Here is a 21,997-nt window from a genome sequence, read left to right as displayed (position 1 = left end):
GCGGGGCGGTCAGGAGATGCGCGTCGCCTTGTCCGCCGTCCTGCGGAACTTCGTGCCGTCCCACTTGTAGGTCTGGCTGACGTTCAGGTCGGGGCAGCAGCGGGGGGCCTGGTCGCTGAGCGCCTTGCCGGTCAGGTTCACCAGCGGGCCCCGGGTCGTGACCTTCAGGGACTTGAAGTAGCGGTTGCCGCCGAGCTTGCCGAGCAGACGCGGGGCCGAGGGCTTGCCGGCTCCGTCGTAGACGAAGGCGATCAGCGGATTGCTGGAGGTCGGGCTCGGGCACGAGGACACGACGACGGTCTCCCGCTTCCCGTCGCGGGTGACGTCGGCGACGGCCGCGACCCGGGCGCGCACGACGTACCAGGCGGCCTTCGGGCCCGGTTTGGGGCAGTTGAGCGCCGGCTCCACCACGGACGCCCAGTCGACCCGGCCCGCCCGCTCCACGGCCCGGGCCGTGCTCTCCGCGCCGGCGGGGGTGGCGACGACGCCTGCGGCCAGGACGGCCGCCAGGGTCGCGGCGGTCGTCCAGGCCGCGCGGCGGGCGGTCGAGTGGGTCCTGCGCTCGTTGAGTGAGGTCATGTTCTGTCTGACGCGGGAAACCCCGGAGATGTTGCGATCTTTGTTGCGTACGGGAGCGGGGGCGTCGGTGCGCCCGGCCCGCGGACGCTAGGCGCAGGTCTTCTTCTCCGGGTCGCAGAACGTGACCTCGGGCATGCCGGCCGACGGCTTGTCCAGCAGCGGCTGGGGCTTCCCGCGCAGGTGCCGGTCGAAGAAGGCCGACACGTGGGCGCGGGTGACGTCGAGGGCGCGGGGGCCGGGGATGCCGGCGCCGTCCTCAAGGCCGAGCTGGCCGATCAGGACGCCCAGGTCGGTGAAGGAGGTGTGCGCGGCCCCCGTCACCAGCAGCCAGCGTTTCCATCCGGTCAGCCGCGCCCAGACACGCTCCCACGTGGCGGCGGACTCACCCTTGCCCGGCGTGTACGTCGCCGGCTTGCCCAGCAACAGGAACGGCCGGGACAGTCCGGCGTCCGGGAGTATCGTCTCCACGCTCCCGTCGAGGTCGACTCCGGCGCGCAGCCGCCGGTCGGCCGCCATGGCCGCGACGGTCGCGGCGCCGCCCGCGGAGTGGCCCGCCATGGCGATCCTGGACCGGTCGATGAGCCCCGAGTCCTTCCACTTGGGTCGCGCGCCGATCAGCTCGTCGAGCACGAAGGACACGTCGGCCGCCCGGCTCTTCTCCAGCTTCGCCCACCAGTCCGGGCCCTTGCCGTCGATCTCGCAGGTGACGCAGGTGGTGACCCGGCCGTCCGGGAAGCTGGTGGCGACGTTCTCGTAGGTGTGGTCGACGGCGGCCACCACGTACCCCCGGCTGGCCAGCTCTTCGGCCAGGGCCGTGAGCTCGGTGCGGGGCTTGGCGTGTCCCGGTGACAGGACGACGAGGGGCAGGCTGTGGGGGCGTCCGGCGGGGCGGGCGTCGGTGAAGGCGTTGGTCCGCGTCCTGCTCAGCGTGTCGGCCGGGAGGCCGGTGAGCCCGCCGTCCTTCAGGAGCAGTTCGGACGCCTTGGGGGTCATGTACTGGGCCCGGCGGCGGCCCGGCGCGGCGGCCGGGTACATCCCATCAGCGATCAAAGGCCCCTGACCACCGGTGAGGGCACGATCTGACCCTAGGACTCAAGATCCAGGCGGGGAGAGTGCTCACTCACCAGCGGCTACCAGACACCGAGTCTGCCCGAACAGCCGACCCGGTAACTCCCATTAGGCGGGTTTGCCGTCGTGGTGGTCGGCGAGGCGGGTGAGCAGGTCGATCAGGTGCCGCCGGTCGGCGTCGGGCAGCGGGGCCAGGAAGTCGTCCTGGGCGCGGGCCAGCAGCCGGTCGAGGTCGGACAGCAGGCGGCGGCCGTCCGCGGTGATGGTGACGACGTTGCGGCGGCGGTCGCCAGGGTCGGGGGCACGCTCGACGAGCCGCCGCCCGGCCAGGTCGTTGACGGTGGCCACCATGTCGCTGCGGTCGATGCCCGTCCGGCGGCCGAGGGCGGCCTGGCTGGCGGGGCCGTACTCCTCCAGGGCGGAGAGCAGCGCATAGTGGTAGCGCCGCAGCCGGGCCTCGGCGAACGCCTGGTCCACGAGCCGGTTGGCGGCCAGCGCCGCCCGGTTGGCCAGCCTGCTGGGCAGTCCGCGCAGCCGCTTCGGCAGCTCCCCCTCGGTGGTGTCCACAGGGGCAATCTAGCAATCGTTGGCCACACCCACGATCTGGGCTATATTGTTGGCCACGCCAACGTTGGCGTAACCAACTATTTTTCGATTGGCTGGAACCGACATGCGCAACATCCAAACCCCCGACGGTGGGCCGGTGGCCGGGCACGACCTGGCGAGCCTGGCCGCGCGGATCCGGGGACGTACGTTCCTGCCCGGCGACGAGGGCTTCGAGGAGTCCTGCTCCGGCTGGTTGCTGACGGTCGAGCACCGGCCCGCGGCGGTCGTGGTCGCCGCCGACGCCGGTGACGTGGCCGCGGCCGTCCGGTTCGCGGCGGAGACGGGCCGGCCGGTCGCGGTGCAGTCGACCGGGCACGGCGCGTCGGTGCCCGCCGACGGCGCGGTGTTCATCGCCACCGGCGAGCTGCGCGAGCTTTCGGTCGACCCCGCCGCCGCCACCGCGCGGATCGGCGCCGGGCTGCGATGGGACGACGTCGTCGCCGCGGCGGCCGGGCACGGCCTCGCGCCGCTGTGCGGCTCCTCCGGCCAGGTGGGCGTGATGGGCTTCCTGACCGGCGGCGGGCTGCCGCTGGCCTGCCGGACGTACGGCTTCGCCGCCGGCCACGTCCGCTCGCTGGACGTCGTCACCGCCGACGGCCTGCAGCGCACCGTCTCGCCCGACCGGGAGCCCGACCTGTTCTGGGCGGTACGGGGCGGCAAGAGCAACTTCGGCGTCGTGGTCGCGGCCGAGATCGAGCTGCTGCCGCTGCGTACGGTCTATGGCGGCGAGCTGCGCTACCCGGCTGAGGATCCCGCGTACGCCGCCCATGTGCTCCGCTCCTACCTGGCCTGGGCACGGGAGCAGCCCGAGGAGATGTCGTCCTCGGTGACGCTGCTGCGTCTCCCGGACCTGCCGCAACTGCCGGAGGAGTTCCGCGGGCGCGCGTTCGTGCAGGTACGGCTGCTGTGGGCCGGGGACGAGGAGCGCGGCGCGCGGCTGGTGGAGCCGTTGCGCGCGCTCGGCCCGGAGCTGGACACCTGCGGGGCGATGCCGTACACGCGGGTGACGGAAATCCACCAGGACCCCAAAGGCCCGGTGTCGGCGCACCTGCGCAGCGCGTTGCTGCGCGACCTGGACGACGACGCCGTGGCGGAGCTGGTCTCGTTCATCGGCCCCTCGGCGACCGGGGGCCCGTTCCCCGGCATCGAGCTGCGTCACCTGGGCGGGGCGCTGGACCGGCCGCCCGCCCGGCCGCACGCGGTCAGCACGCAGGGCGCGGAGTTCCTGTTGTGGATGCGGCTGCCGGGCCCGTCCGGGCAGGCCGACGCGGCACGCCGGACCGCCGACGGCATCCTGGGACGGCTGCGCCGCTGGGACACCGGCACGATGTTGCCGGGCTTCCTGTTCGACCACGACTCGACCCCCGAACGGGTCCGGCGGGCCTACACCGCGGCCGCTCACCGGCGGCTGGCCACGCTCAAGGCGCGGTACGACCCGGCCCAGGTGTTCCGCGTCAACCACAACATCCCGCCGCTCACGTCCTGAGGCGGAACGGGCGGCCGTCAAGGGGTTTGCGGGAACCCGCAACCGGTTGTGCCCCTCACGGCCGGAGCGTGACAGGATCGGCTCATGCTCAGCAGTGAAGTGGGCGACGACCTGACCAGCGCCTACGTGACCCGCGTGCCGCTGCTGGCCGGAGCCAACCCCTACGTCACCCTGTACGACGGCGACACGCCCACCGGGTACGCGTCGCTGTGGCAGGTCGACTGGTCCACGCACGGCTCGGGCTCGGTCCTGGTGGTCTGGACGCCGGCCGGGCTGCGCGTCGTGAGCGACGACCCGCGGCTGGGCGCGTGGATCGAGGAGCACTTCGTGCGGCACTTCGACGAGGCCAGGGCCCTGCCGTCCTGGCCCGCCGCACGGGTGGAGCGGGCCGCCGTGGAGCTGCGCGTCGATCCGGCCACGGGCGCGTACGCCGCGGCGGCCGGCTTGACGGTCGGCATCACCGGGCCCCTCGACGCCCGGCCCTTCGCGATGGCCGACTTCCCCCTGCGGGGCGCGAGCCACGGGCTGTCCATGCAGATCATCCCGTGCGCGCACGCCTCGATCACGATCGACGGCCGGGCCGTGCCGGGCGTTCCCGCCGTGACCTGGCCCGGCGGGCGGCCCAGCTCCTCGGCCATCACCACCGTCCACGAGGCGTGGAGCATGTGAGAATGAGCCACGTGCTGGTTCCGGCCGTCCCGCTCGGGCCTCAGGTGCGGCGCATCCCCGCCGGCCAGGCGGTCGCGCGCGAGCGCGAGTTGTTGTCCCGCGCCCGCCACGAGCATCTGGCCTTCTACGACGCCATGACCATCGACGACGAGGCGGTCCAGCGGGCCCTGCCCGGAGCCAGGGACCGCTGGGCGCGGGGGGTGCTGCTGCGCACGATGGCGCCGGTCGGGGCCGCCACGCCGGTGGTCACCGCCGACGACCTCATGGTGCTCGACGGCGACCACCGCAGGGCCGAGAGCCTGCCCACCTCGCTCATGGTCCTCGACCGCCGGGTGGCTCTGCTGCCCGCCGACCGGGACGACCCGGAGGCCGGCTGCCTGGAGGTCTGGTCACGTCCGCTGGTGGCCGGGCTGATCGCGCTGTTCGAACGCCACTGGACGGCCGCCCCGCTGCCCGCGCTGACCCGGCGCGAGCGGGAGGTGGTGGCGTTGCTGGCCGACGGCTGCACGGACCCGGTCGTCGCCCGCCGCCTCGGGATCAGCGAGCGGACCGTCGCGGCGACCGTGCGCGCCCTCATGGACCGGTACGACGCCCGCAGCCGCTTCCAGCTCGCACTGAGGCTGCCCGGCGTTCAGGACTGACCGGGCTCCCCCGGGATGCTCACGATCACCTTCTCCGCCCAGGCGAGCTGCCCGCGCAGCCGGGTCGAGGCGCCGCCCTCGTGCCCGTTGAACGGGTGCACGACGATCTCGGCGGGCCCGGCGTAGGCGTTGAAGGCGGCGTACACGGTGGAGGGCGGGCACGTCTGGTCCATGAGGCCGACGGAGAACAGGGCGGGCGCGGTGGCCCTGGCCGCGTGGTTGACGCCGTCGACGTAGGACAGGGTGTCGAAGACGCGGTCGATCACGCTGCGGTTGGCCGCGCAGAACCGGGTGATCTCGGCGTACGGCTCGGTGCCGACCAGTTCCACGCCGCGCCTGAAGTGGCACAGGAACGGCACGTCGACGAGCGCGCCGGCCACGTCCGGCCGCAGGCCCGCGACGGCCAGCGCGAGGCCGCCGCCCTGGCTCACGCCGGCCACCAGGATCCGCGCGGGGTCGACGGCCGGATGGGCGCGGGCCGCCTCGACGGCGAGCACGGCGTCGGTGTAGAGCCTGCGGTAGTAGTAGCCGTCGCGGTCGAGCACGCCGTGGGTCAGCATGCCCTGGGTCGCGCCGAGGGGGTCGGGGGTGGCCCCGAGGTGTTCGGCGGAGACCATGCCCTGTCCCCTGCTGTCCATGACGAGCGTGGCGTACCCGGCGGCGGGCCAGGTCAGCCACGAGTACGGCTCTCCCCTGCCCCGGCCGTAACCGAGGTACTGCACGACGCAGGGCACAGGCGCGGACGCGGGCGCGGCGGGCAGCACCAGCCAGCAGCGGATGGGGGCGCCGCCGTAGCCGGAGAAGGTGACGTCGTACACCTCGACCAGGGGCAGGCCGGCGTCCACGGGGGTGAAGACGGGGGCGGCCGGGCCCTGCGCGTCGAGGGTGGTCTTCCAGAAGTCGTCGAAGTCGTCGGGGCGGTGGACGGCGGGCCGGTAGCCGGCGAGCTCGTCGAGCGGCAGGTCGAACAGTGGCATGGGATCTCCCTCGGGTCTCAGGTGAGGTGGTAGACGGCCGTCGCCGTCCGGTGGAGCACGGCGGCGCGCTCGTCCGGCGACAGCGTGGCGATGAGAGCGTCGACCGTCCCGGCCCAGGCCGCGTACGAGCCGCCGAGCAGGCAGAGCGGCCAGTCGGAGCCGTACATGAGCCGGTCGGGGCCGAAGGCGTCGAGCGCCACCTCGGTGTAGGGGCGCAGCAGGGCGGCGTCGCGGCCGGGACGGGCCAGGCCGGACAGCTTGCAGGTGACGTTGGGCAGCCGGGCCAGTTCCCTGAGGCCGTCCGCCCAGGGACGCGGGTCCCCGTTCCCGACGGGCGGGTTGCCCAGGTGGTCCAGTACGAAGGCGACGCCGGGCAGCGCCCTGGCCGTCGCGGCGGCCAGGGGGAGCTGGTGCGGCCCGATCACCAGGTCGTAGGCGAGGCCGCGGCGGCCGAGCAGGGCCAGGCCGCGCCGTACGTCGTCGCGGCCGAGCCAGCGCGGATCCGGGTCGGCGAAGGCCAGGTGCCGCAGGCCGGCCAGCCTGCCGCCGCCGGGCGCGGCGGCGAGGGCGTCCAGCTCGCCTGCCAGGTCTGGCGCGGCGAGGTCGGCCCAGCCGACGACGCCCGCCACCAGCGGCCAGGCGGCGGCCACGGCGAGGAACTCCCTGGTCTCGGCCGGGTCGTGCAGCACCTGGACCAGGACCGCGCCGCTCACCCCGGCCGCCGCCGCCTCGACGGCGTAGGCGGCCGGGGTGAAGTCGGCCCGGACGGGAGCCAGCGCGGGGTCCTCCAGCCACCGGTGCGGCCGTCGTGCCGGCTCCCACACGTGGTGGTGGGCGTCAATCCTTGACCGTGACCGCAACGCCGTACCTCTCCTGGGTGTCCCAGGTGCGGGGGATCATGTAGGGGTGGGTCGCCGGGTTGCTGGAGGTGACCACCCACACGCCGAAGTTCATGATCGCGATCATGCTCGGGTGTTTCCTGGCCATGCTGTAGTAGATCTGCTGGACCGCCTCGATCTTCTCGTTGGTGTCGTACCGGCCGGTGTAGGGGGCGACTTCGGTCGGCGGGAACAGGTAGGTGCGCTTGGTGCCGCCGGTCATCCGTTCGATGGTGGTGAGCAGGCTGTCGAGCCTGGCCTCGTCGGCGGTGTACTCGTCCACGCCGACCCAGTCGACCTCGGCGGGGACGAGGGTGTTGGGCTTCACGTCCCCGCCGGCCAGGGTCAGCATGATCGGGTACGGCCCGAAGCCCTTGCCCGGCCCCATCGACTCCTTGACCGCCGTGGCCATGGTCTGCAGGTCGGCGTTGGTGACGCCGTAGCCCTGCGGCTCGTCCTTGAGGTAGATCGCCCCGATCCGGTCCTTGTACGGCTTGACCATCTCGACGAACGCCTTCCAGCGCCTGAGCGAGGCGTCGATGGGGCAGGGGCCGCTCCACTTGCAGTTCTCCGCCGGGAAGAACTCCTCGCCGACGTACAGGGCGCAGGAGCGGGGCGGGCAGCCGACCAGGTCGGCGATCCGGTAGCCGCTGCCGGGGGTGTCCCAGTCCGGGGAGACGCTCACCCAGTGCAGGTTGGCGAAGCCGGTGACCTCGGGCAGGTGGTTGCCCCATTTCGTCAGGGCGTCGGTGGCGAAGTAGCCGAAGTACTCCAGGTTCGGGTAGAGGTCGACGCGGCTGACGGCCAGGTCGTCGGCGGTGCTGACCTGCTTGTCGTTGCTGACGTACGCGCCGAGGTAGAGGTAGGGCTTGGGGACCGGCGTGCCCAGGCCGGTCGTGCGGCCAACACCGTTCACGGTGACCGTGACGGACGGGTCGGCCTTGGACGCACCGGTCACGGCGAGGGTGACGCGGAAACCGTCGGCGGCCCTGGTGGTCTTCAGGGGGCTGCTCCACAGCGCGTTGCCGGCGCGGAAGAGCTGCACCTCGCCGTTGCGCGCCACCGTCAGGCCCAGCCGTACGTCGCCGTTGGTCACGTAGCCGCTGGAGTCCCGGTTCTGGGACAACATGACCGAGCTCCAGTCGCCTTCGGTGCCGCGCAGCTTGGGGTCGGGGTCCACGGTCACCGACACCGTGAAGGCGTCGTCCTTGCCGGGCGCGACGGGTGCGTCCAGGCGGACGGCCGAGCGGCGCAGCGCGAACGACAGCTTGCCCGGATACTCGGGATGGTTGACCTGCGAGTAGTACGGCGGGGGCGAGTCGAAGGACTGCCAGTCGCCGGAGACCCTGGTGTAGGTCGAGGTGCCGAGCGGCGGCTGCCTCTTGGCCAGGGCGTCGTTCAGGCCGTAGCCGGGGTCGGTGTCCTGGGCCTCGTCGAAGGTGTCGGCGAAGCGGGAGACGCGGCTGACGGCCAGGTCGTCGGCGGTGCTGACCTGCTTGTCGTTGCTGACGTACGCGCCGAGGTAGAGGTAGGGCTTGGGGACCGGGGTGCCCAGGCCGGTGGTTCGGCCAACACCGTTCACGGTGACGGCGACGGACGGGTCGGCCTTGGAGGCACCGGTCACGGCGAGGGTGACGCGGAACCCGTCGGCGGCGCGGGTGGTCTTCAGGGGGCTGCTCCACAGCGCGTTGCCGGCGCGGAAGAGCTGCACCTCGCCGTTGCGCGCCACGGTGAGGCCGAGCTGGACGTCCCCGCTGGTGACGTAGCCGACCGAGGCCGGGCTGCGCGACAACATGACCGAGCTCCAGTCGCCTTCGGTGCCGCGCAGCTTGGGGTCGGGGTCCACGGTCACCGACACCGTGTAGGCGTCGTCCTGGTCCTGGTCGAGTGGGGCGTCCAGGCGGACGGCCGAACGGGCCAGCGCGAACGACAACTTGCCCGGGTAGTCGGGATGGTTGACCTGCGAGTAGTACGGCTCGGGCGGCGTGGTCGTGGTCCACGAGCCCGACACGCGGCTGTACGTGACGCCGCGCGCCTTGCCGCTCTGCCGCGCGGCGAGGGAGTCGTTGAGCCCGTAGGTGGGGTGGGTGTCGTGGGCCCGCTCGAAGGTGTCGGTGAGCTGCGGGGTCACCGCGGCGGTGGCCGGGGCGGGCAGGGCCGTCAGGCAGGCGGCCACCAGGGCCAGGGGTAACAGGGTGCGTTTCATCGGAGCGCCTTTCGCAGGTCGTGGCGGGCGAGGCGGGCCGCGGCGACGGCGCCGTCGCCCGCGTGGGTGATGGTGGCCGCGGGCCAGCGGGCGGCGGCCTGCCGCCGTACGGCCGTGGCGAGCGGGGTTCCGGCGGCCAGCAGGCCGCCGCCGAGGACGAGCGGCGTGCGTTCCTCCGGGTCGCGGACGACGCCGAGCGTGACCAGCAGGTGCCCGGCGGCGCGCGCGAGCACGCCACGGGCGTCGGGATCGTCCTGGAGCGCCAGGCGGACCACCACGGGGGCCAGCGCCGCCATGGTGGGGACCGGGGCGGCGTGCACCGTCTCGATCACCGTCCCGGCGGCGGCCCGGTCCGCGGCGAGGCCGCCGGTGAGCTGCTTGAGCACGGCCGCGGCCAGCGGCGAGGCGGTGCCGAGGTCGATGGCGCGCAGCGCGTGGCGGATCGCCTGGCGGCCGATCCACACCCCGGAGCCGACGTCGCCGAGCAGCCAGCCGTGCCCGTCGGCGCAGCGGGCCGTCATACCGCCGGTGATGCGGCAGGCGGCGGCGCCGGTCCCGCAGACCAGGACGGTGCCGGAGTCGTGCTCGGTGCCCGCGGCGAAGGCCAGCTCGACGTCACTGACCAGCCGGGGCGCGCCCCCGAGCCCGAGCCCGGCCCAGAGGCGGTCGAACCCGGCCGCGTACGGGCCCGTGCCGCCGGCCAGCCCGATCACCCCGGCGCGCACCCGGGCCGGGTCGAGCCCGGTCAGCGCCTCGCGTACGGTCGCCCCGACCCGGTCCACGGCCGCCGCGCCGTGGGCGACCGGGTTGCCGCCCTCGCCCGACGCCCTGGCCAGCACCGTGCCGTCCAGGTCGGTCACCAGCGCGCGGGTGGTGGTGCCGCCGACGTCCAGGCCGAGGACGAGGCTCATTTGACCGCCCCTTCGGTCATGCCGGCCTGGATGTGCCGGTGGAAGGCGACGTAGACGGCCAGCATCGGCAGGATCGACATGCTGAGCGCGGCGAACAGGGCACCCCAGTCGGCGCTGTAGCCGGTGGCGGTGGAGATGTCGGCGATGCCCTGCGTGAGCACCCATTTGTCCCGGGCGTTGCCGCTGAGCAGGATCAGCGGCAACTGGTACTGGTTCCACTGGCCCAGCACGTTGAAGACGGTGATGCCGGTCAGGGCGGGCCGCGCCATGGGCAACATCACCTGGAAGAACACCCGCGTGTGGGAGGCACCGTCCATGAACGCCGCCTCGGCCACCGAGCCGGGCAGCGTACGGAAGAAGGCCGTCAGGAAGAACACGGTGAACGGCAGCGAGTAGGCGATGTAGACCAGCACCAGGCCGCCGCGCGTGTCCAGGCCGATGAGCGGGCCGATCAGCGGGAGCGAACCGCTGTTCCTGACCACGAAGAACAGCGGGGTCAGCGCCAGGTAGACCGGGAAGGCCATCCCGGAGACGAACAGCAGGTACACCGCGCCGCTGCCGCGGAAGGGGTAGCGGGCCAGCACGTACGCGGCCATCGACCCCAGCATCATGGTGCCCGCCGTGGACAACACCACGACGATCACCGTGTTGACCAGGTACGTACCGATGTGGGCCTGTTCGAAGGCCCGGACCCAGTTGTCGAACCGGAGCCGGGCGGGCAGCGTCCAGGCGGGGCCGAAGATCTCGGCGGTGTCCTTGAAGGAGGCCAGCAGGGTCCAGGCCATCGGGACGACCACCAGGACCGCCCAGAGGCCGAGCACCAGGTGCATCGACCGCCGGAGCCGCGGTTCGCGGCGGACCGGGCTCGCGGCGCGCCGCCGCACCGCGGGACGCACGTCGACTGCCATCGTCAGTACTCCAGTCCGTCGCGCCGGGTCAGCCGGAGGGTGAGCGCGGCGAAGGTGATCGTGCAGAAGAACAGGGCCACCCCGATGGCCGAGGCGTAGCCGAACTTGGCGTAGCCGAAGGCGTTGCGGTAGACCTCGTTGGCCAGCACCGTGGTGCTGTAGTCGGGGCCGCCGCGCTCGGCCGACAACACGAACACGATCGAGAACGCGTCGAAGGCGGCCACACCGAGGTAGACCCAGCCGACCTGCACGGTGTGCCGCAACAGCGGAAGGGTCACCTGGAAGAAGGACGCCGCCCGCCCGGCCCCGTCGATCTGCGCCGCCTCGTGCAGCTCCCGCGGGATGGCGGCCATGCCGGCCGAGAACAGCACGACGTAGAAGCCGACCGCCTGCCAGACCAGCACGCCCAGGATCGACCACAGGGCCAGGCCCGGGTCGGTGAGGAAGCCGACCGGTTCCAGGCCGAGCTGCATGAGCAGCCCGTTGATCACGCCGCTGCGGTCGGGCCGGAGCACCGACTGGAACATCACCGCGACGATCGTGACCGACAACACCTGCGGGAAGAAGAACACCACCCGGTAGAAGCCCGACCCGGCGATGCCGGTTCCCGGCCGCACGCCGCCCGCGTTCAGCAGGTACGCGAACAACAACGCCAGCCCGAGCGTGATGACCGGCAGCGCGGCCAGCAGGATCGCGTTGTGGCTGATCGCCTTCCAGAAGACGGGGTCGGCCAGCAGGCGCCGGAAGTTGTCCAGCCCGACGAACGCGGGCCTGGCGTCGATCCCGCGCCAGTCGGTCATCGAGATCTGGAACGCCTGCGCGTAGGGGGAGATCACGTAGACGACGTAGAGCAGGACGGGTAACGCCAGGAAGGTGGCGGCGAAGCGCCGCCGTCCGTGCCGCACGGCGGGTTACCTCGAGAACTTCTTGATCGAGGAGTCCTTCTTGACGGCGTCGGCCTGGCGCTGCAGCCGTTCGGCCCACTGGACGGCGGTGATGCCGCCGGTCATGAGCTGCCCGGTGGCGGCGTCCAGCTCGGTGGCGATCTCCTTGTACCACTCGTGCACCCGCCAGTTGACCAGGCTGGTCCCGGCGGCTTCGAGCGCGGCGGCGGCGCTCTTGAGCCCAGGGCCGGCCTGCGTCGGCAGCGCCGCGCCGCGGACCGTGGTCAGCGTGCTGACCAGGCCGCTGTACTTGCCCGCGCCCTCGCGGGACGCCATCGCGCGCAGGTACTCCATGCCCGCCGCCGGGTTGCGGCTCTTGGCGGCGACGACGAAGCCGGAGCCGGGCATGGCGTGCAGGGCGGCGCCCGGCATCGCCTCGGCGGCCTCCAGCGCGGGGACGGGGAACATGGCGTAGCCGAAGTCGGCGGGGGCGACCTTCTTCTGCTCGTTCTCCAGCCAGGAGCCGTTGGGGATGACGGCGACCTCGCCGCCGTTCTGCCTGGCCTGCGACTCGGTGTGGTTGAGCCCTTCGGTGCCCTGGAGCAGGAATCCCCTCGCGTGCAGCTCGCCGAACGCGGCGGCCGCCTTCGTCAGCGCGTCGGCCTTCCAGGCGCCGTCCTCCAGGTTGTCGACCCGCTGCATCACCTCGGGGCCGCCGTGCTTGACGGCCATGGTGAGGATGGCCTCCCACACGTATCCGGGGTACTTGCCGGCGTAGGCGAACGGCGCGATGCCGTCCTTCTTCATGGCGGCGCACAGGGTGAGGAACTCGTCCCAGGTGGCGGGGGCCTTCCAGCCCTTCTGGGCGAACAACTTGGCCGAGTGCCAGAAGCCGAAGAGCATGAACACGTACGGCATGCTGTAGGGCTTGCCGTCGAAGGAACCGGCCTCGACGGCGGCCGGCAGCAGGACGTCGCGCACCTTCGTGCCCGGGTCGTCCCAGGAGGGGGCGTCCAGGAGCGGTGTCAGGTCCTGGAGCTGGCCGCCCTGCACCAGCGCGGCCAGGTCGAGCGACTGGGCGCCGTCGTTGTTGATGACCTCGGGCGGGTTGCCGCCGACGAAGCGCGGCTGGAGGGTCCCGGAGATCTCCTTGGTGCTGGAGTGCTTGAGCCGTACCTTGGGGTGCCTGCTGAGGAAGAGCGGCTCGTGGATGGTGGTGGCGTAGGCGTCGCCGAGGCCGCCGTCGAAGATGACGACCTCCAGGGGGCCGCTCTCGTCGAGGCCGAGCGGGTTGGCGGCGCTGACGGCGCCGGTGGCGGCCGGCTTCTGGGCGGCGGGGTCGCCGGGGGTGGCGCAGGCCGCGGCCAGCAGGCCGGCCCCGGTCAGGGCGGCTCCGCGCAGGAGCTGCCGCCGGGAGAGGTGGTTCATGGTGGTACTCCTGGTTACCTGGTGGTACGGCGGATGCGCCCGTCGTACCGCTCTTCGAGGCGGCGGTTGTGCTCGTCGCCGCCCTGGACGTTCGCCGACAGGTACACCGGCGGCCGGGCCCCCGACTCCTCCATCCGGCGGGCCACCTCGGCCACGATCTGCTGGGCCAGCAGGGCGCCGGTGATGGAGGAGACGCCGCAGACGCGCCCGCCGTCGCGCAGCGGCAGGATCGCGTCCCCGTACGGCGCGCCGTTGTCGAGCACAATGTCGGCGTGATCGCGCAGACGCAGTCCCGAGGGGTGCCGGGAGGACATGCGGCCGGAGTGCTCGGCCGAGGTGACCGCGATCAGCGGATGGCCGTGCTCCTTGACCAGGGCGGCGAACTCGACGATCGAGCCGTTGACCCCGGAGTTGGAGGCGATGACGAACACGTCGCGCGGGTGTGGCGCGGCCAGCTCGTACAGGCGGGACGCGACGGTCGGGTCGCGTTCCAGCAGCGGGTCGGACAGCACGCCGGGGTCCGCGCCGCCGAGCAGCACGAGGTCGCGCAGTTCGATGCGGTTGGCCGCGACGAGCCCGCCGGCCCGGCCGCTCAGCTCAAGCGCGAAGGCCTCGGAGTGGCCGCTGCCGAAGGCCTGCAGCACTCCTCCGGCCTCGACCGCGTCGGTGATCAACGCCGCCGCCTGGTCCACCAGCGGCGCCTGGGACGTGTTCACCTTGGTCAGGACGTCCTGGAGCGCGCTGAAATAGCCGGACGCGGAGAGGAAGGACATCGGCATCCTGTTCTGGTAGCGATGAATTTTTCTCTGTGGCCGCTAAGGTGCGGGACGCTCAGCCCTGTCGTCAAGGGGGTTCTGGTAACGAATTCGGTGTTGACTGAAGAAATGAAGACAAATTATTCTCCGTTGCGATGATGAGAGGTAGAACACCCATGCAGAGCCCGTTGGAGGGCGTCGTCGACCGGATCGCCGCCATGGCCCCGTCGATGCCGGAGGCGCAGCGTACGATCGCCGACCTGGTGCTGGCCGACCCCGGCGCGGTGGCCCGGCTGACGATCCTCGACCTGGCCGACCGGTGCGGCGTGTCGACCGGCAGCGTCACCCGGCTGTGCCGCTCGCTCGGCCTGAACGGCTACGCCGAGCTGCGCCTGGCGCTGGCCTCCGACAGCGGCCGGTCCAAGTCCGAGCCGTGGAGCGTCAGCATCGGCGCCGACGTGACCGAGGACGACGCGCTGCCGCGCATCACCGAGGTGGTCTCGGCCGCGATCGCGCAGGCGACCACCGAGACCCTGTCCGGGCTCGACCTGGAGGCGGCCGAACGCGCCTGCGCGCTGATCGCCACGGCCCGCAGGGTGTGGGTGTTCGGCGCGGGAGGCAGCTCCACCGTGGCCTCCGAGCTGCAGCAACGGCTCTACCACGTCGGCGTGCCGGCCTGGACCTCGACCGACACGCACATCGCGCTCAGCGGCACCGCGCTGCTCGGTCCCGGCGACGTGGTGGTGGCCATCTCCCACAGCGGCCGCACCAAGGAGGCCGTCGACCTGCTCACCGAGGCGATGTCGCACGGCGCGGCGACCATCGCGATCTGCAACGATCCCGGCTCGCCGCTGGCCGCCCGCGCCGAGCTCACGCTGCTGACCAAGGTGGCCCAGACCGGGTTCCGCACCGAGGCGATGGCCGCCAGGCACGGCCAGCTCGCGGTGATCGACGTGGTGTTCATCACCGTCGCCCAGCGCACCTTCGACCAGGCCGGCGAGACCATGGCCGCGGCCCAGCAGGCCGTCCAGCCGTACAAGAACCAGGGGAGCTGATGGACCGGATCACCGACGTCCGCGTCTACGTCGCCGACTACGTCAACCTGCCGCCCGCGACGCCCGACCCGAGCGACGGCGAGGCGTTACGCCAGTGGAAACGCCGCAAGGTCGCCAGTCCCATGACCCAGCACGCCGACTTCCGCGACGACCGCATGGCCGCCATCGGGCCCAACTCCCAGCAGACCGTGGTCGTCCAGGTCGAGAGCGCCTCGGGGCACGTGGGCTTCGGCACCACCAACGGCGGCCTGGTCGTCGCCACGCTCGCCGCCCTCCACCTGGCCTACCTCGTGGAGGGCCAGAGCCCCTTCGACCACGAGCGGCTGTGGGACCGGATGTTCAACAGCACCCTGCACTACGGGCGCAAGGGCCTGGCCCTGCACGCCATCTCCGCCGTCGACCTGGCGATCTGGGACCTGCACGGCCGCATCACCCAGACCCCCGTGCACACCCTGCTCGGCGGCGCGGTGCACGACGGCGTCGACCTGTACGCGACCGGCCCGCGCCCCGAGGCCGCCCGCAAGCTCGGCTTCCGGGGCGCGAAGATCCCGCTGACCTACGCCCCCGTCGAGGGCGAGGACGGCTTCCGCGCCAACGTCTCGATCGCCGAGCAGGCCCGCCAGGCCGCCGGCCCGGACTTCCCGCTCATGTACGACTGCTGGATGTCGCTCGACATCGACTACGCCGCCCGCCTCGGCCACGCCGTCGCCCCGCTCGGCTTCGACTGGATCGAGGAGCCGCTGCGCCCCGACGACTACGCCGCCCACCGGCGCCTGCGCGACCGCCTGCCGGCGCGAATGGCACTGGCCTCGGGCGAGCACGAGTACACCGCGGCCGGCTTCGGGCTGCTGTGCGAGTCGGGGGTGGACGTCATCCAGCCCGACCCCAACTGGTGCGGCGGCCTCACCGAGCTGCGCCGGATCTCGACGGTGGCCCGCGCGCACGGCGTACGGCTCGTCCCGCACACCGGCGGCCACTACGCCTACCACTTCATCGCCACCCGGCCCGAGACACCGCTGGCCGAGTTCGGCATGTTCGTCGGCGACTGCGACTGGCTCGTCCCGCAACATCCCGTCTGCACCGGCGAGATCTTCCCCGTCGACGGCCGGGTGCGGCTCGGCGACGCGCCCGGTTTCGGGCTGGAGCTCGACCCGTCCGTACCGTTGCGGCGGGTTTCGTGACCGTCCGGCTGGGGGTGATCGGCCTGGGGTGGTGGGCCCGGTTCGCCCATCTTCCGGCCATCGCGGCGGCTCCCGGCCTGCGCCTGACCGCCGTGTGCGACGCCGACCCGGGACGCGCCGACCCCGTACGCGCCGACTTCGGGGTGCCCGCCTTCACCGACCCGGCCGAGCTGTACGCCTCCGGCCTGGTGGACGGCGTCGTCATCGCCACCCCGCACGCCACGCACCACGCGCCGGCCAGAGCCGCGCTGGAGTCCGGCGTCCACGTGCTGGTCGAGAAGCCCATGACGACCAGCGCGGCCGAGGCGTGGGACCTGGTGGCCACGGCCGAGCGCACGGGGACGCACCTGTCGGTCGGCTACACCGGGCAGTACAGCGCCGCCGCTGTACGGGTGCGGCAGGCCGTACGGGAGGGGGAGATCGGCGAGCTGGTCTGCGTCAACGGCGACTTCTCCTCCGTCATGATGAACCTGCTGACCGGCACCCCCACCTACGCCGCCCCCGGCGCGGGCGGGCAGGGCCACTCGCAGCTCACCCACCTGGCCGGCGCCCTGACCAGGGCCACGGGACAGGGCGCCGAGCAGGTCTTCGCCTACATGGACCACCGCTCGCTGCCGGTCGACGTGGTCGACGCGCTCACCTTCCGCCTGGCCGGTGGCGCGGTGGGATCCCTGACGGCGACCGGGACCGTGCCCGAGGGCCTGCCGACCCGCCAGCGCCTGCGCCTGTACGGCACGTCCGGCATGGTCGAGCACGACCTGCAGTACGGCACGGCCACCGTGCACCGGCCGGACGGCACCCGGGTCCGCCTGTCCCCCGATCCGAGCCGGCCCGCGTGGGGCAAGCACGCGCCGGTGGAGGCGTTCGGGGAGCTGATCGCGGGCCGGGGCCCGAACCACGCGCCGGGCGACGAGGCCGCCGCGGCGGTGGACCTGGTCGAGGCCGCCTACCGGTCGGCCCGTACGGGCCTCCCCGTCACCATCACCCCGGCCTTCCGCAGGTGACCGATGGCGGGGGTCCGGGGGACCTTCGGCCCTGACCAGGGGTCAGTACGGCCGGGAAGGGTGGAAGGCGGGATCCGGCCGCCGCGGCACGCGCGCCCGGACCGCTACGCCCTGAGGACGTGACCATGTGCAATTACTGTGGCTGCCGGGACTTTCCGCTGATCGGCCGCCTGTCCCAGGAGCATTGGGACATCCAGGAGAGCGCGGGTGCGCTGCGCCGCGCCATCGGCGAGGCACGGCACGGCGAGGCCGTGACACTGCTGGACGACCTGGTGGCCCGGCTGATCCCGCACACCGACACCGAGGAGAACGGCCTGTTCGCCGAGCTGCGCGCCGAAGGGTCGCTGGCCGAAGAGGTCGAGCGGCTGTGCGCCGAGCACGCCGACATCCACGGCGTGCTCGGCGCGATCGACCGGGCGGCGCCCGACTGGCCCGCCGTGCTGGACGCCCTGGAGCGGCTCCACCGGCACATCGACCACGAGGAGCACGGCCTGTTCCCGGCGGCCGTCATCATGTTGCCGCTCGCCGCCTGGGACCGCATCACGCCGGGCCGGTCCCCTGCCGCGACCGATGAGCGGCACCGATCCGCCGGCCCGACACCCGGTCGGTGGCGCTCATGACGGGCATGCACCCAGCGGGTGGCGAGCCGTTCTTGTGAGGGCCCCGTCTCCCGGCTCGCCGCCCCTCGGGTGAAGCCGCCGCGATCTGTCGCGGCGGCTTTCCGCGTTCCGGCGGTCAGTCCTTCTGGCGGGCGCCGACCTTGAACACGCCGTGCGCGCCCGCCTCAGCCTGGCGCATCGTGTGGTCCACGATCGGGTACGTGCCCGCCTCGGGGAAGACGAGCTCGGCGAAGCCGCCCTGCGCAGGGGCCAGGTCGAGCGCCTGCGCGCCGCCGGCGTCCCGGGTGCGCAGCCGGTAGGCGCCCTCCTTGTAGACCGTGTCGAACGGCGCGCCCACCACGTGCAGCGACGTGCCGGAGCTGGGCCCGGCGGACACGGCCCAGATGCGCACCCGCTCCCCCGCCTCGGCCGTCAGCGGCGCGTGGTCGTAGCCGGCGGCGGTGCCGTTGAACATCCAGCCGTCCGGGTCGCCCTCGCGGATCTTGGCGACCTGGGCCTGGCCGCCCGGCTCACCGAGATACAGCTCGCCCTGGACCAGCAGGTACTCGCGGTCCACCGCGGGCAGATCCGGCGGATCGATGACGACGGCGCCGTACATGCCGTTGGCGATGTGCTGGGTCATCGGCATGGTCGAGCAGTGGTAGAGCCAGGCTCCGGCGTAGTCGGCGCGGAAGCGGTAGGTCAGCCGTTCGCCGGGCTGGATCGTGCGCATCGGGCCGTCCGGCGCGGTCGCGCCGGCGTGGAAGTCGATGCCGTGGCCCATGGTCGCGGCGTTGACGAACGTCACGACGAACACGTCCCCGACCTTGCCGCGCAGCACCGGGCCGGGCATGGTGCCGTTGAAGGTCCAGACGCGTTGCCGTACCCCGGGCGCGACCTCCTGGACGAGCCTGTCGTCGGCGCGGATCTCGACGTGGTGCTCAGTGCCGCCGGGGGCGGGCTTGAGCGTCGCGTCGTACGGCTTCCAACCGGGCGACATGGGCGCCGCCAGATCGAGCGGCGCGGCGGGATCGGTGCCGGTCATCGTGTGGCCGTCGTGGCCGGTGGCCGATCCCGCCGGTGAGGCCGGTGGGGCCGGTGGGGCCGCCCGCGTGCCGCCGGTCGGGACCAGGCGCATGGTCATGCCCGCGGTGCGGTGCCCGGCGACCGTGCACCAGCCGTCCACGGGCGCGCCCAGCGGGGCCAGGGTCAGGGTCGCGTTCTGGCCGGGGCCCAGCAGCGGGGTGCGTTCGCCGGTCGCCAGGCGCAGGTCGTGCCGCTGGGCGTCGGCGTTGGTGACCCGCAACGTCAGTACGGTCCCCACGGGGGCCTCGATCACGGCGGGACGGATCCTCATCCCGGACAGCGTCACCTCGACCGTGCGGGAGCCGGTCGCGGTGACCGTGGCGGGTGCCGTACCGCTGGTCGTGGCGGCGACGACGGCGGCGGCGGTCAGCAGACACCCGACGGCCACCCCGGCGAGCGCGGGCAACGCCCCCCGCCACCCCGCGCCCGACCGGCCGGAGCCCGCCTTCTCTCCTGAAGCCCCCGCGGCCGTCCGATGTGGGGCCGGGCGGTGGGCGCGGGTCAGGGCGGTCACGGCCAGTACGACGAAGGCCGTCGCGGCCGCCAGCACCAGCCCCCACCCCAGCAGCCTCACCGGCGGCGGCACCGGCAGCACCAGCAGCGGCACCCCGAGATTCAGCGCCACCAGCCGGACCACCCAGCCGCGCTCCAGCAGCGCCGCGTTCTCCTTGAACCGGACCGGCCCGCCGCCCAGCACCGCGGGCAGCAGGTGCAGCAGCGAGCCGAGCAGCACCTGCGCGACGAACCCGGCCAGCACCAGCGGCAGCAGCGGCGCCAGCGCGGCGGCGACCTCGTGCGCCGGTCTGGTGGCCACGACCACGAGGTCGGCGGCCAGCGCCACCTCGAACCAGACGATCGCCGCCCCCAGCATCCACGCCGCGCCCGTGTGCGGCCTCCGGCGCCGCAGCGCGTCGCCCAGCGGTACGAGCACCGCCAGCCCACCGGCCGCGTACGCGACCAGCCCCGTGAACGCGATCCACCGCCAGCCGGCCAGCAGCCCGGCGACGGCCACGGCCAGCCCCGGCGCGGCCAGCCACAACCCCACCCGGGAGGCCCGGCGGGTCCGGTCCGACATACGGGTACGCAGGACCGTCGGCCACAGCGTGAACAGGGTGCCGAGCACGGTGAGGCCGATCCAGCCGAAGACGTTCACCTGGGCGTGCGCGGCGCTCATCCGCTCGTGGACCGCGCCCTGGACGGTCTGGGCGGCCATCAGCCCGCCGAGGACGCCGCCGGTGGCGAGCGCGCAGCCGGCGGTGACGTACCAGCCGATGACGTGCCCGAACCGGCCGGGCAGCGCCGCGCGGACGAGCAGGACGAGGACGGTCGCGTGCCACCCGACCACCCCTGCCAGCAGCGCCGCGCCGGCCGCCGCCACCTGCCAGGGGCCGTACGCGACCCCGGCCAGGACCGCGACCGTGGCCGTGTTGAGCAGGGCCAGCCGGGTCAGGCTGCCCCGCTCGGACGGGCCGCGGACGCGCAGCAGCGCCACGGTGAAGTGCTCGCTCCAGATGAGGACGGCCGTGCTGACAGCGCCCAGCAGGAACACGTGGATCAGCAACCACGACGGCGCCGGCAGCACGTCGCCGGCCAGTGCCACCGCGACCGTCAGGGCCAGCCAGGCGACGACGATCGCGTTCGCGCGCAGGTGCCAGGACGCGCGGGGACGTTTCGGCGGCGGCGGCAGGTCGATCGGTCTGCTGTTTTCTATGCGGATATCGACCGGCATTCCGGACACCTTCCTTTCGCGGCCGGAGAGCGTCAGCACGATCGCGCGTCCGGCGAACATCAGCAGAGCGAGGGCAGCCGGCGGAACCCGCACGCTCACGGCCGCGAACGCCGCACAACACACCCCCGGGAACCACCGACACACCCCCGGAGCCCGAGCGGGGGGCCTGGACGGAAGGCCGGACGGGAGGCCGGGTGTCGGGTGGGTGGGTCAGGCATGTCGGGGGCCTCGGCGGTCGAGGACTTCGTAGACCGGGCGGCGGGGGACGCGCGGGACCGGTGGGCCGTAGCCGAACCTGATCAGCATCTGCACGTGCCCGAACGGTCCCGCCTTGTCACCGCGGTGCTGAGGCGGGCGCAGGTCGAGCGGCTGGCTGAACATCGAGGCGGCCACGCCGTGCGCGGTGGCGGTGAGCAGGACGCGCTGCAACGCCTGCCCGGCACGCAGCCAGTCGCCCGGACCGTCCCCACGGGTGAACAGGGCGGCCAGCTGCGGATCCGCCTCGAAGTCCGCGACCTCGCCCCCCGGCCCGCCACTCACCGCGAACCCCCTCGTCCCGGGAGCGCCGTCGTGGAGGTGGGTGGTGGGGATGGCCGCGGGTGGGGTGCCGTTCCGGAGGGGGGTGGTGGTGAAGTCGCGCATGGGGAGGGTGGCCGTTCGGGGGCGGGGGCCGGCCGCGTGGCCGGGGACGCCGTCGGGGCCACTCTCGGAACGGGTCCAGCGGGCCAGCTCGGCGCGGTACGCCGGGTCGGCCGTCAGCGTGTCGTCGGCCTCGGCGACCATGTCCAGCACGCGCCTGGCCGTCCCGCCCTTGACCAGGAGCAGCGTGGCGCCCTCGTCGTGGGCGGCGTTGACCAGGTCGACCAGGACGTTCCTGGGCAGCGGGCGGCCGTCGAAGGGAAAGCGGCTGGTACGCCGGTGCGGGATCATGTCGTGCAGCAGCCGCTCGTCCGCGCTGGGCGGGCCGCCGGGCGTCGCGCGTACGGTCGCCAGCAGCTCGGGCCGGTCGGCGGGGTCGGGCAGCGGCAGGACGCGCGGGTCGTGCCCGGTCATCCGGACCGCCAGCCGCAGGTTGAACAGCGCGGCCCCGCAGCTGATGCCGAGCCCGCGCCCGAGGGGGTCGGTGACGGTGAGCAGCCGGTCGAGGTCGGCGTACAGCTCGACGGTGGTGTCGTCGACGCGGCGGAAGCGCCACGGCTGGGTGTTGTGCACCGAGGGCGCCGCGACGGCGGCGGCGACGACCCGGCGCAGGCCGGCACGCGAGGCGAAGGGCATGTCTCCACGATGTCGCGGCGGCCGTGCGCCCGGCAGGGACGAAAGTCCCTTCCCGTACGTCCGATCGGCCAT

At 73.3% G+C, this 21,997-nt stretch carries 20 protein-coding genes; 7 read left to right on the top strand and 13 right to left on the bottom strand.

The genetic code is table 11. The features are described from left to right. Positions 1-9: 9 nt before the first annotated feature. The 3 genes from IEZ27_RS13695 to IEZ27_RS13685 all read right to left on the bottom strand — a co-directional run bounded on the left by IEZ27_RS13695 (position 10) and on the right by IEZ27_RS13685 (position 2,214). Entirely contained in the window at positions 10-579 is a 570-nt protein-coding gene (locus IEZ27_RS13695; protein WP_189647517.1) for a hypothetical protein, read from the bottom strand. An 87-nt stretch (positions 580-666) separates the two neighbouring features. Next, the gene (locus IEZ27_RS13690; protein WP_229823958.1) at positions 667-1,629 is read right to left on the bottom strand and encodes an alpha/beta hydrolase family protein; all 963 of its coding nucleotides are present in this window, start codon (positions 1,627-1,629) and stop codon (positions 667-669) included. Positions 1,630-1,755: 126 nt separating this feature from the next. Beyond that, on the bottom strand, positions 1,756-2,214 hold the full coding sequence (locus IEZ27_RS13685; RefSeq protein WP_189647516.1) for a MarR family winged helix-turn-helix transcriptional regulator: 459 nt from the start codon (positions 2,212-2,214) through the stop codon (positions 1,756-1,758). A gap of 103 nt (positions 2,215-2,317) precedes the next feature. Here IEZ27_RS13685 and IEZ27_RS13680 point away from each other — a divergent pair, with 103 nt between their 5' ends. The 3 genes from IEZ27_RS13680 to IEZ27_RS13670 all read left to right on the top strand — a co-directional run bounded on the left by IEZ27_RS13680 (position 2,318) and on the right by IEZ27_RS13670 (position 5,049). Beyond that, positions 2,318-3,739, top strand: coding sequence for an FAD-binding oxidoreductase (locus IEZ27_RS13680; protein ID WP_189647515.1), 1,422 nt, complete (start codon positions 2,318-2,320; stop codon positions 3,737-3,739). A gap of 84 nt (positions 3,740-3,823) precedes the next feature. Next, positions 3,824-4,408 (top strand): hypothetical protein, encoded by a 585-nt coding sequence (locus IEZ27_RS13675; protein WP_125634103.1) that lies wholly within the window; start codon positions 3,824-3,826, stop codon positions 4,406-4,408. Between the two features lie 2 nt (positions 4,409-4,410). Further along, a complete protein-coding gene (locus tag IEZ27_RS13670) occupies positions 4,411-5,049 on the top strand; it encodes a helix-turn-helix transcriptional regulator (RefSeq protein ID WP_125634101.1) in 639 nt (212 codons plus the stop codon). Here IEZ27_RS13670 and IEZ27_RS13665 read toward each other — a convergent pair. Genes IEZ27_RS13665 through IEZ27_RS13630 form a run of 8 tightly spaced genes read right to left on the bottom strand, consistent with a single transcriptional unit; the run spans position 5,040 to position 14,014 of the window. After that, positions 5,040-6,026: an acetylxylan esterase gene (locus tag IEZ27_RS13665; protein ID WP_189647514.1), complete on the bottom strand. Its 987-nt coding sequence runs from the start codon at positions 6,024-6,026 to the stop codon at positions 5,040-5,042. The genes IEZ27_RS13670 and IEZ27_RS13665 overlap by 10 nt on opposite strands. A 17-nt stretch (positions 6,027-6,043) precedes the next feature. After that, positions 6,044-6,886, bottom strand: a complete 843-nt coding sequence (locus tag IEZ27_RS13660) for an amidohydrolase family protein (protein WP_189647513.1) — start codon at positions 6,884-6,886, stop codon at positions 6,044-6,046. Then, entirely contained in the window at positions 6,864-9,110 is a 2,247-nt protein-coding gene (locus IEZ27_RS13655; RefSeq protein ID WP_189647512.1) for a hypothetical protein, read from the bottom strand. The genes IEZ27_RS13660 and IEZ27_RS13655 overlap by 23 nt, the downstream gene beginning before the upstream one ends. Next, on the bottom strand, positions 9,107-10,021 hold the full coding sequence (locus tag IEZ27_RS13650) for an N-acetylglucosamine kinase (RefSeq protein ID WP_189647511.1): 915 nt from the start codon (positions 10,019-10,021) through the stop codon (positions 9,107-9,109). Before IEZ27_RS13650 ends, IEZ27_RS13655 begins: the two co-directional genes overlap by 4 nt. Next, on the bottom strand, positions 10,018-10,929 hold the full coding sequence (locus tag IEZ27_RS13645; RefSeq protein WP_189647510.1) for a carbohydrate ABC transporter permease: 912 nt from the start codon (positions 10,927-10,929) through the stop codon (positions 10,018-10,020). Before IEZ27_RS13645 ends, IEZ27_RS13650 begins: the two co-directional genes overlap by 4 nt. A 2-nt stretch (positions 10,930-10,931) precedes the next feature. Continuing rightward, on the bottom strand, positions 10,932-11,834 hold the full coding sequence (locus tag IEZ27_RS13640) for a carbohydrate ABC transporter permease (protein ID WP_189647509.1): 903 nt from the start codon (positions 11,832-11,834) through the stop codon (positions 10,932-10,934). Positions 11,835-11,840: 6 nt separating this feature from the next. Further along, entirely contained in the window at positions 11,841-13,241 is a 1,401-nt protein-coding gene (ngcE, locus tag IEZ27_RS13635) for an N-acetylglucosamine/diacetylchitobiose ABC transporter substrate-binding protein (protein WP_189647508.1), read from the bottom strand. Positions 13,242-13,255: 14 nt separating this feature from the next. Next, positions 13,256-14,014, bottom strand: coding sequence for a sugar isomerase domain-containing protein (locus IEZ27_RS13630; RefSeq protein ID WP_125634085.1), 759 nt, complete (start codon positions 14,012-14,014; stop codon positions 13,256-13,258). Between the two features lie 158 nt (positions 14,015-14,172). On the opposite strand from IEZ27_RS13630, the gene IEZ27_RS13625 reads away from it, so the two are divergent. The 4 genes from IEZ27_RS13625 to IEZ27_RS13610 all read left to right on the top strand — a co-directional run bounded on the left by IEZ27_RS13625 (position 14,173) and on the right by IEZ27_RS13610 (position 17,856). After that, positions 14,173-15,051 (top strand): MurR/RpiR family transcriptional regulator, encoded by an 879-nt coding sequence (locus tag IEZ27_RS13625; RefSeq protein ID WP_189647507.1) that lies wholly within the window; start codon positions 14,173-14,175, stop codon positions 15,049-15,051. Then, positions 15,051-16,232: an L-rhamnonate dehydratase gene (gene rhmD, locus IEZ27_RS13620; RefSeq protein ID WP_189647506.1), complete on the top strand. Its 1,182-nt coding sequence runs from the start codon at positions 15,051-15,053 to the stop codon at positions 16,230-16,232. The genes IEZ27_RS13625 and rhmD overlap by 1 nt, the downstream gene beginning before the upstream one ends. After that, positions 16,229-17,236 (top strand): Gfo/Idh/MocA family protein, encoded by a 1,008-nt coding sequence (locus tag IEZ27_RS13615; protein WP_189647505.1) that lies wholly within the window; start codon positions 16,229-16,231, stop codon positions 17,234-17,236. Before rhmD ends, IEZ27_RS13615 begins: the two co-directional genes overlap by 4 nt. 125 nt (positions 17,237-17,361) lie before the next feature. Then, positions 17,362-17,856, top strand: a complete 495-nt coding sequence (locus IEZ27_RS13610) for a hemerythrin domain-containing protein (RefSeq protein WP_189647504.1) — start codon at positions 17,362-17,364, stop codon at positions 17,854-17,856. A gap of 115 nt (positions 17,857-17,971) precedes the next feature. Here IEZ27_RS13610 and IEZ27_RS13605 read toward each other — a convergent pair whose 3' ends face one another. Beyond that, positions 17,972-20,650, bottom strand: coding sequence for a multicopper oxidase domain-containing protein (locus tag IEZ27_RS13605; protein ID WP_189647503.1), 2,679 nt, complete (start codon positions 20,648-20,650; stop codon positions 17,972-17,974). A 210-nt stretch (positions 20,651-20,860) separates the two neighbouring features. Further along, complete coding sequence (locus tag IEZ27_RS13600) at positions 20,861-21,925, bottom strand: Acg family FMN-binding oxidoreductase (protein ID WP_189647502.1); 1,065 nt, start codon at positions 21,923-21,925, stop codon at positions 20,861-20,863. Between the last annotated feature and the right edge of the window lie 72 nt (positions 21,926-21,997).

The sequence above is a fragment of the Nonomuraea spiralis genome (assembly GCF_014648435.1).
Lineage (GTDB): Bacteria > Actinomycetota > Actinomycetes > Streptosporangiales > Streptosporangiaceae > Nonomuraea > Nonomuraea spiralis.
Note: the sequence above shows the minus strand (reverse complement) of the source record. Positions and strands in the feature narration are given on the sequence as shown.

Bases quoted from the DNA above. Each gene is read 5' to 3' on its own strand.
- IEZ27_RS13625 (WP_189647507.1), top strand. From the start codon at position 14,173: ATGCAGAGCCCGTTGGAGGGCGTCGTCGACCGGATCGCCGCCATGGCC.
- IEZ27_RS13605 (WP_189647503.1), bottom strand. From the start codon at position 20,650: ATGCCGGTCGATATCCGCATAGAAAACAGCAGACCGATCGACCTGCCG.
- IEZ27_RS13600 (WP_189647502.1), bottom strand. From the start codon at position 21,925: ATGCCCTTCGCCTCGCGTGCCGGCCTGCGCCGGGTCGTCGCCGCCGCC.
- IEZ27_RS13680 (WP_189647515.1), top strand. From the start codon at position 2,318: ATGCGCAACATCCAAACCCCCGACGGTGGGCCGGTGGCCGGGCACGAC.
- IEZ27_RS13695 (WP_189647517.1), bottom strand. From the start codon at position 579: ATGACCTCACTCAACGAGCGCAGGACCCACTCGACCGCCCGCCGCGCG.
- IEZ27_RS13630 (WP_125634085.1), bottom strand. From the start codon at position 14,014: ATGTCCTTCCTCTCCGCGTCCGGCTATTTCAGCGCGCTCCAGGACGTC.
- IEZ27_RS13650 (WP_189647511.1), bottom strand. From the start codon at position 10,021: ATGAGCCTCGTCCTCGGCCTGGACGTCGGCGGCACCACCACCCGCGCG.
- IEZ27_RS13665 (WP_189647514.1), bottom strand. From the start codon at position 6,026: ATGCCACTGTTCGACCTGCCGCTCGACGAGCTCGCCGGCTACCGGCCC.
- ngcE (WP_189647508.1), bottom strand. From the start codon at position 13,241: ATGAACCACCTCTCCCGGCGGCAGCTCCTGCGCGGAGCCGCCCTGACC.
- rhmD (WP_189647506.1), top strand. From the start codon at position 15,051: ATGGACCGGATCACCGACGTCCGCGTCTACGTCGCCGACTACGTCAAC.
- IEZ27_RS13675 (WP_125634103.1), top strand. From the start codon at position 3,824: ATGCTCAGCAGTGAAGTGGGCGACGACCTGACCAGCGCCTACGTGACC.
- IEZ27_RS13655 (WP_189647512.1), bottom strand. From the start codon at position 9,110: ATGAAACGCACCCTGTTACCCCTGGCCCTGGTGGCCGCCTGCCTGACG.
- IEZ27_RS13670 (WP_125634101.1), top strand. From the start codon at position 4,411: ATGAGCCACGTGCTGGTTCCGGCCGTCCCGCTCGGGCCTCAGGTGCGG.
- IEZ27_RS13610 (WP_189647504.1), top strand. From the start codon at position 17,362: ATGTGCAATTACTGTGGCTGCCGGGACTTTCCGCTGATCGGCCGCCTG.
- IEZ27_RS13645 (WP_189647510.1), bottom strand. From the start codon at position 10,929: ATGGCAGTCGACGTGCGTCCCGCGGTGCGGCGGCGCGCCGCGAGCCCG.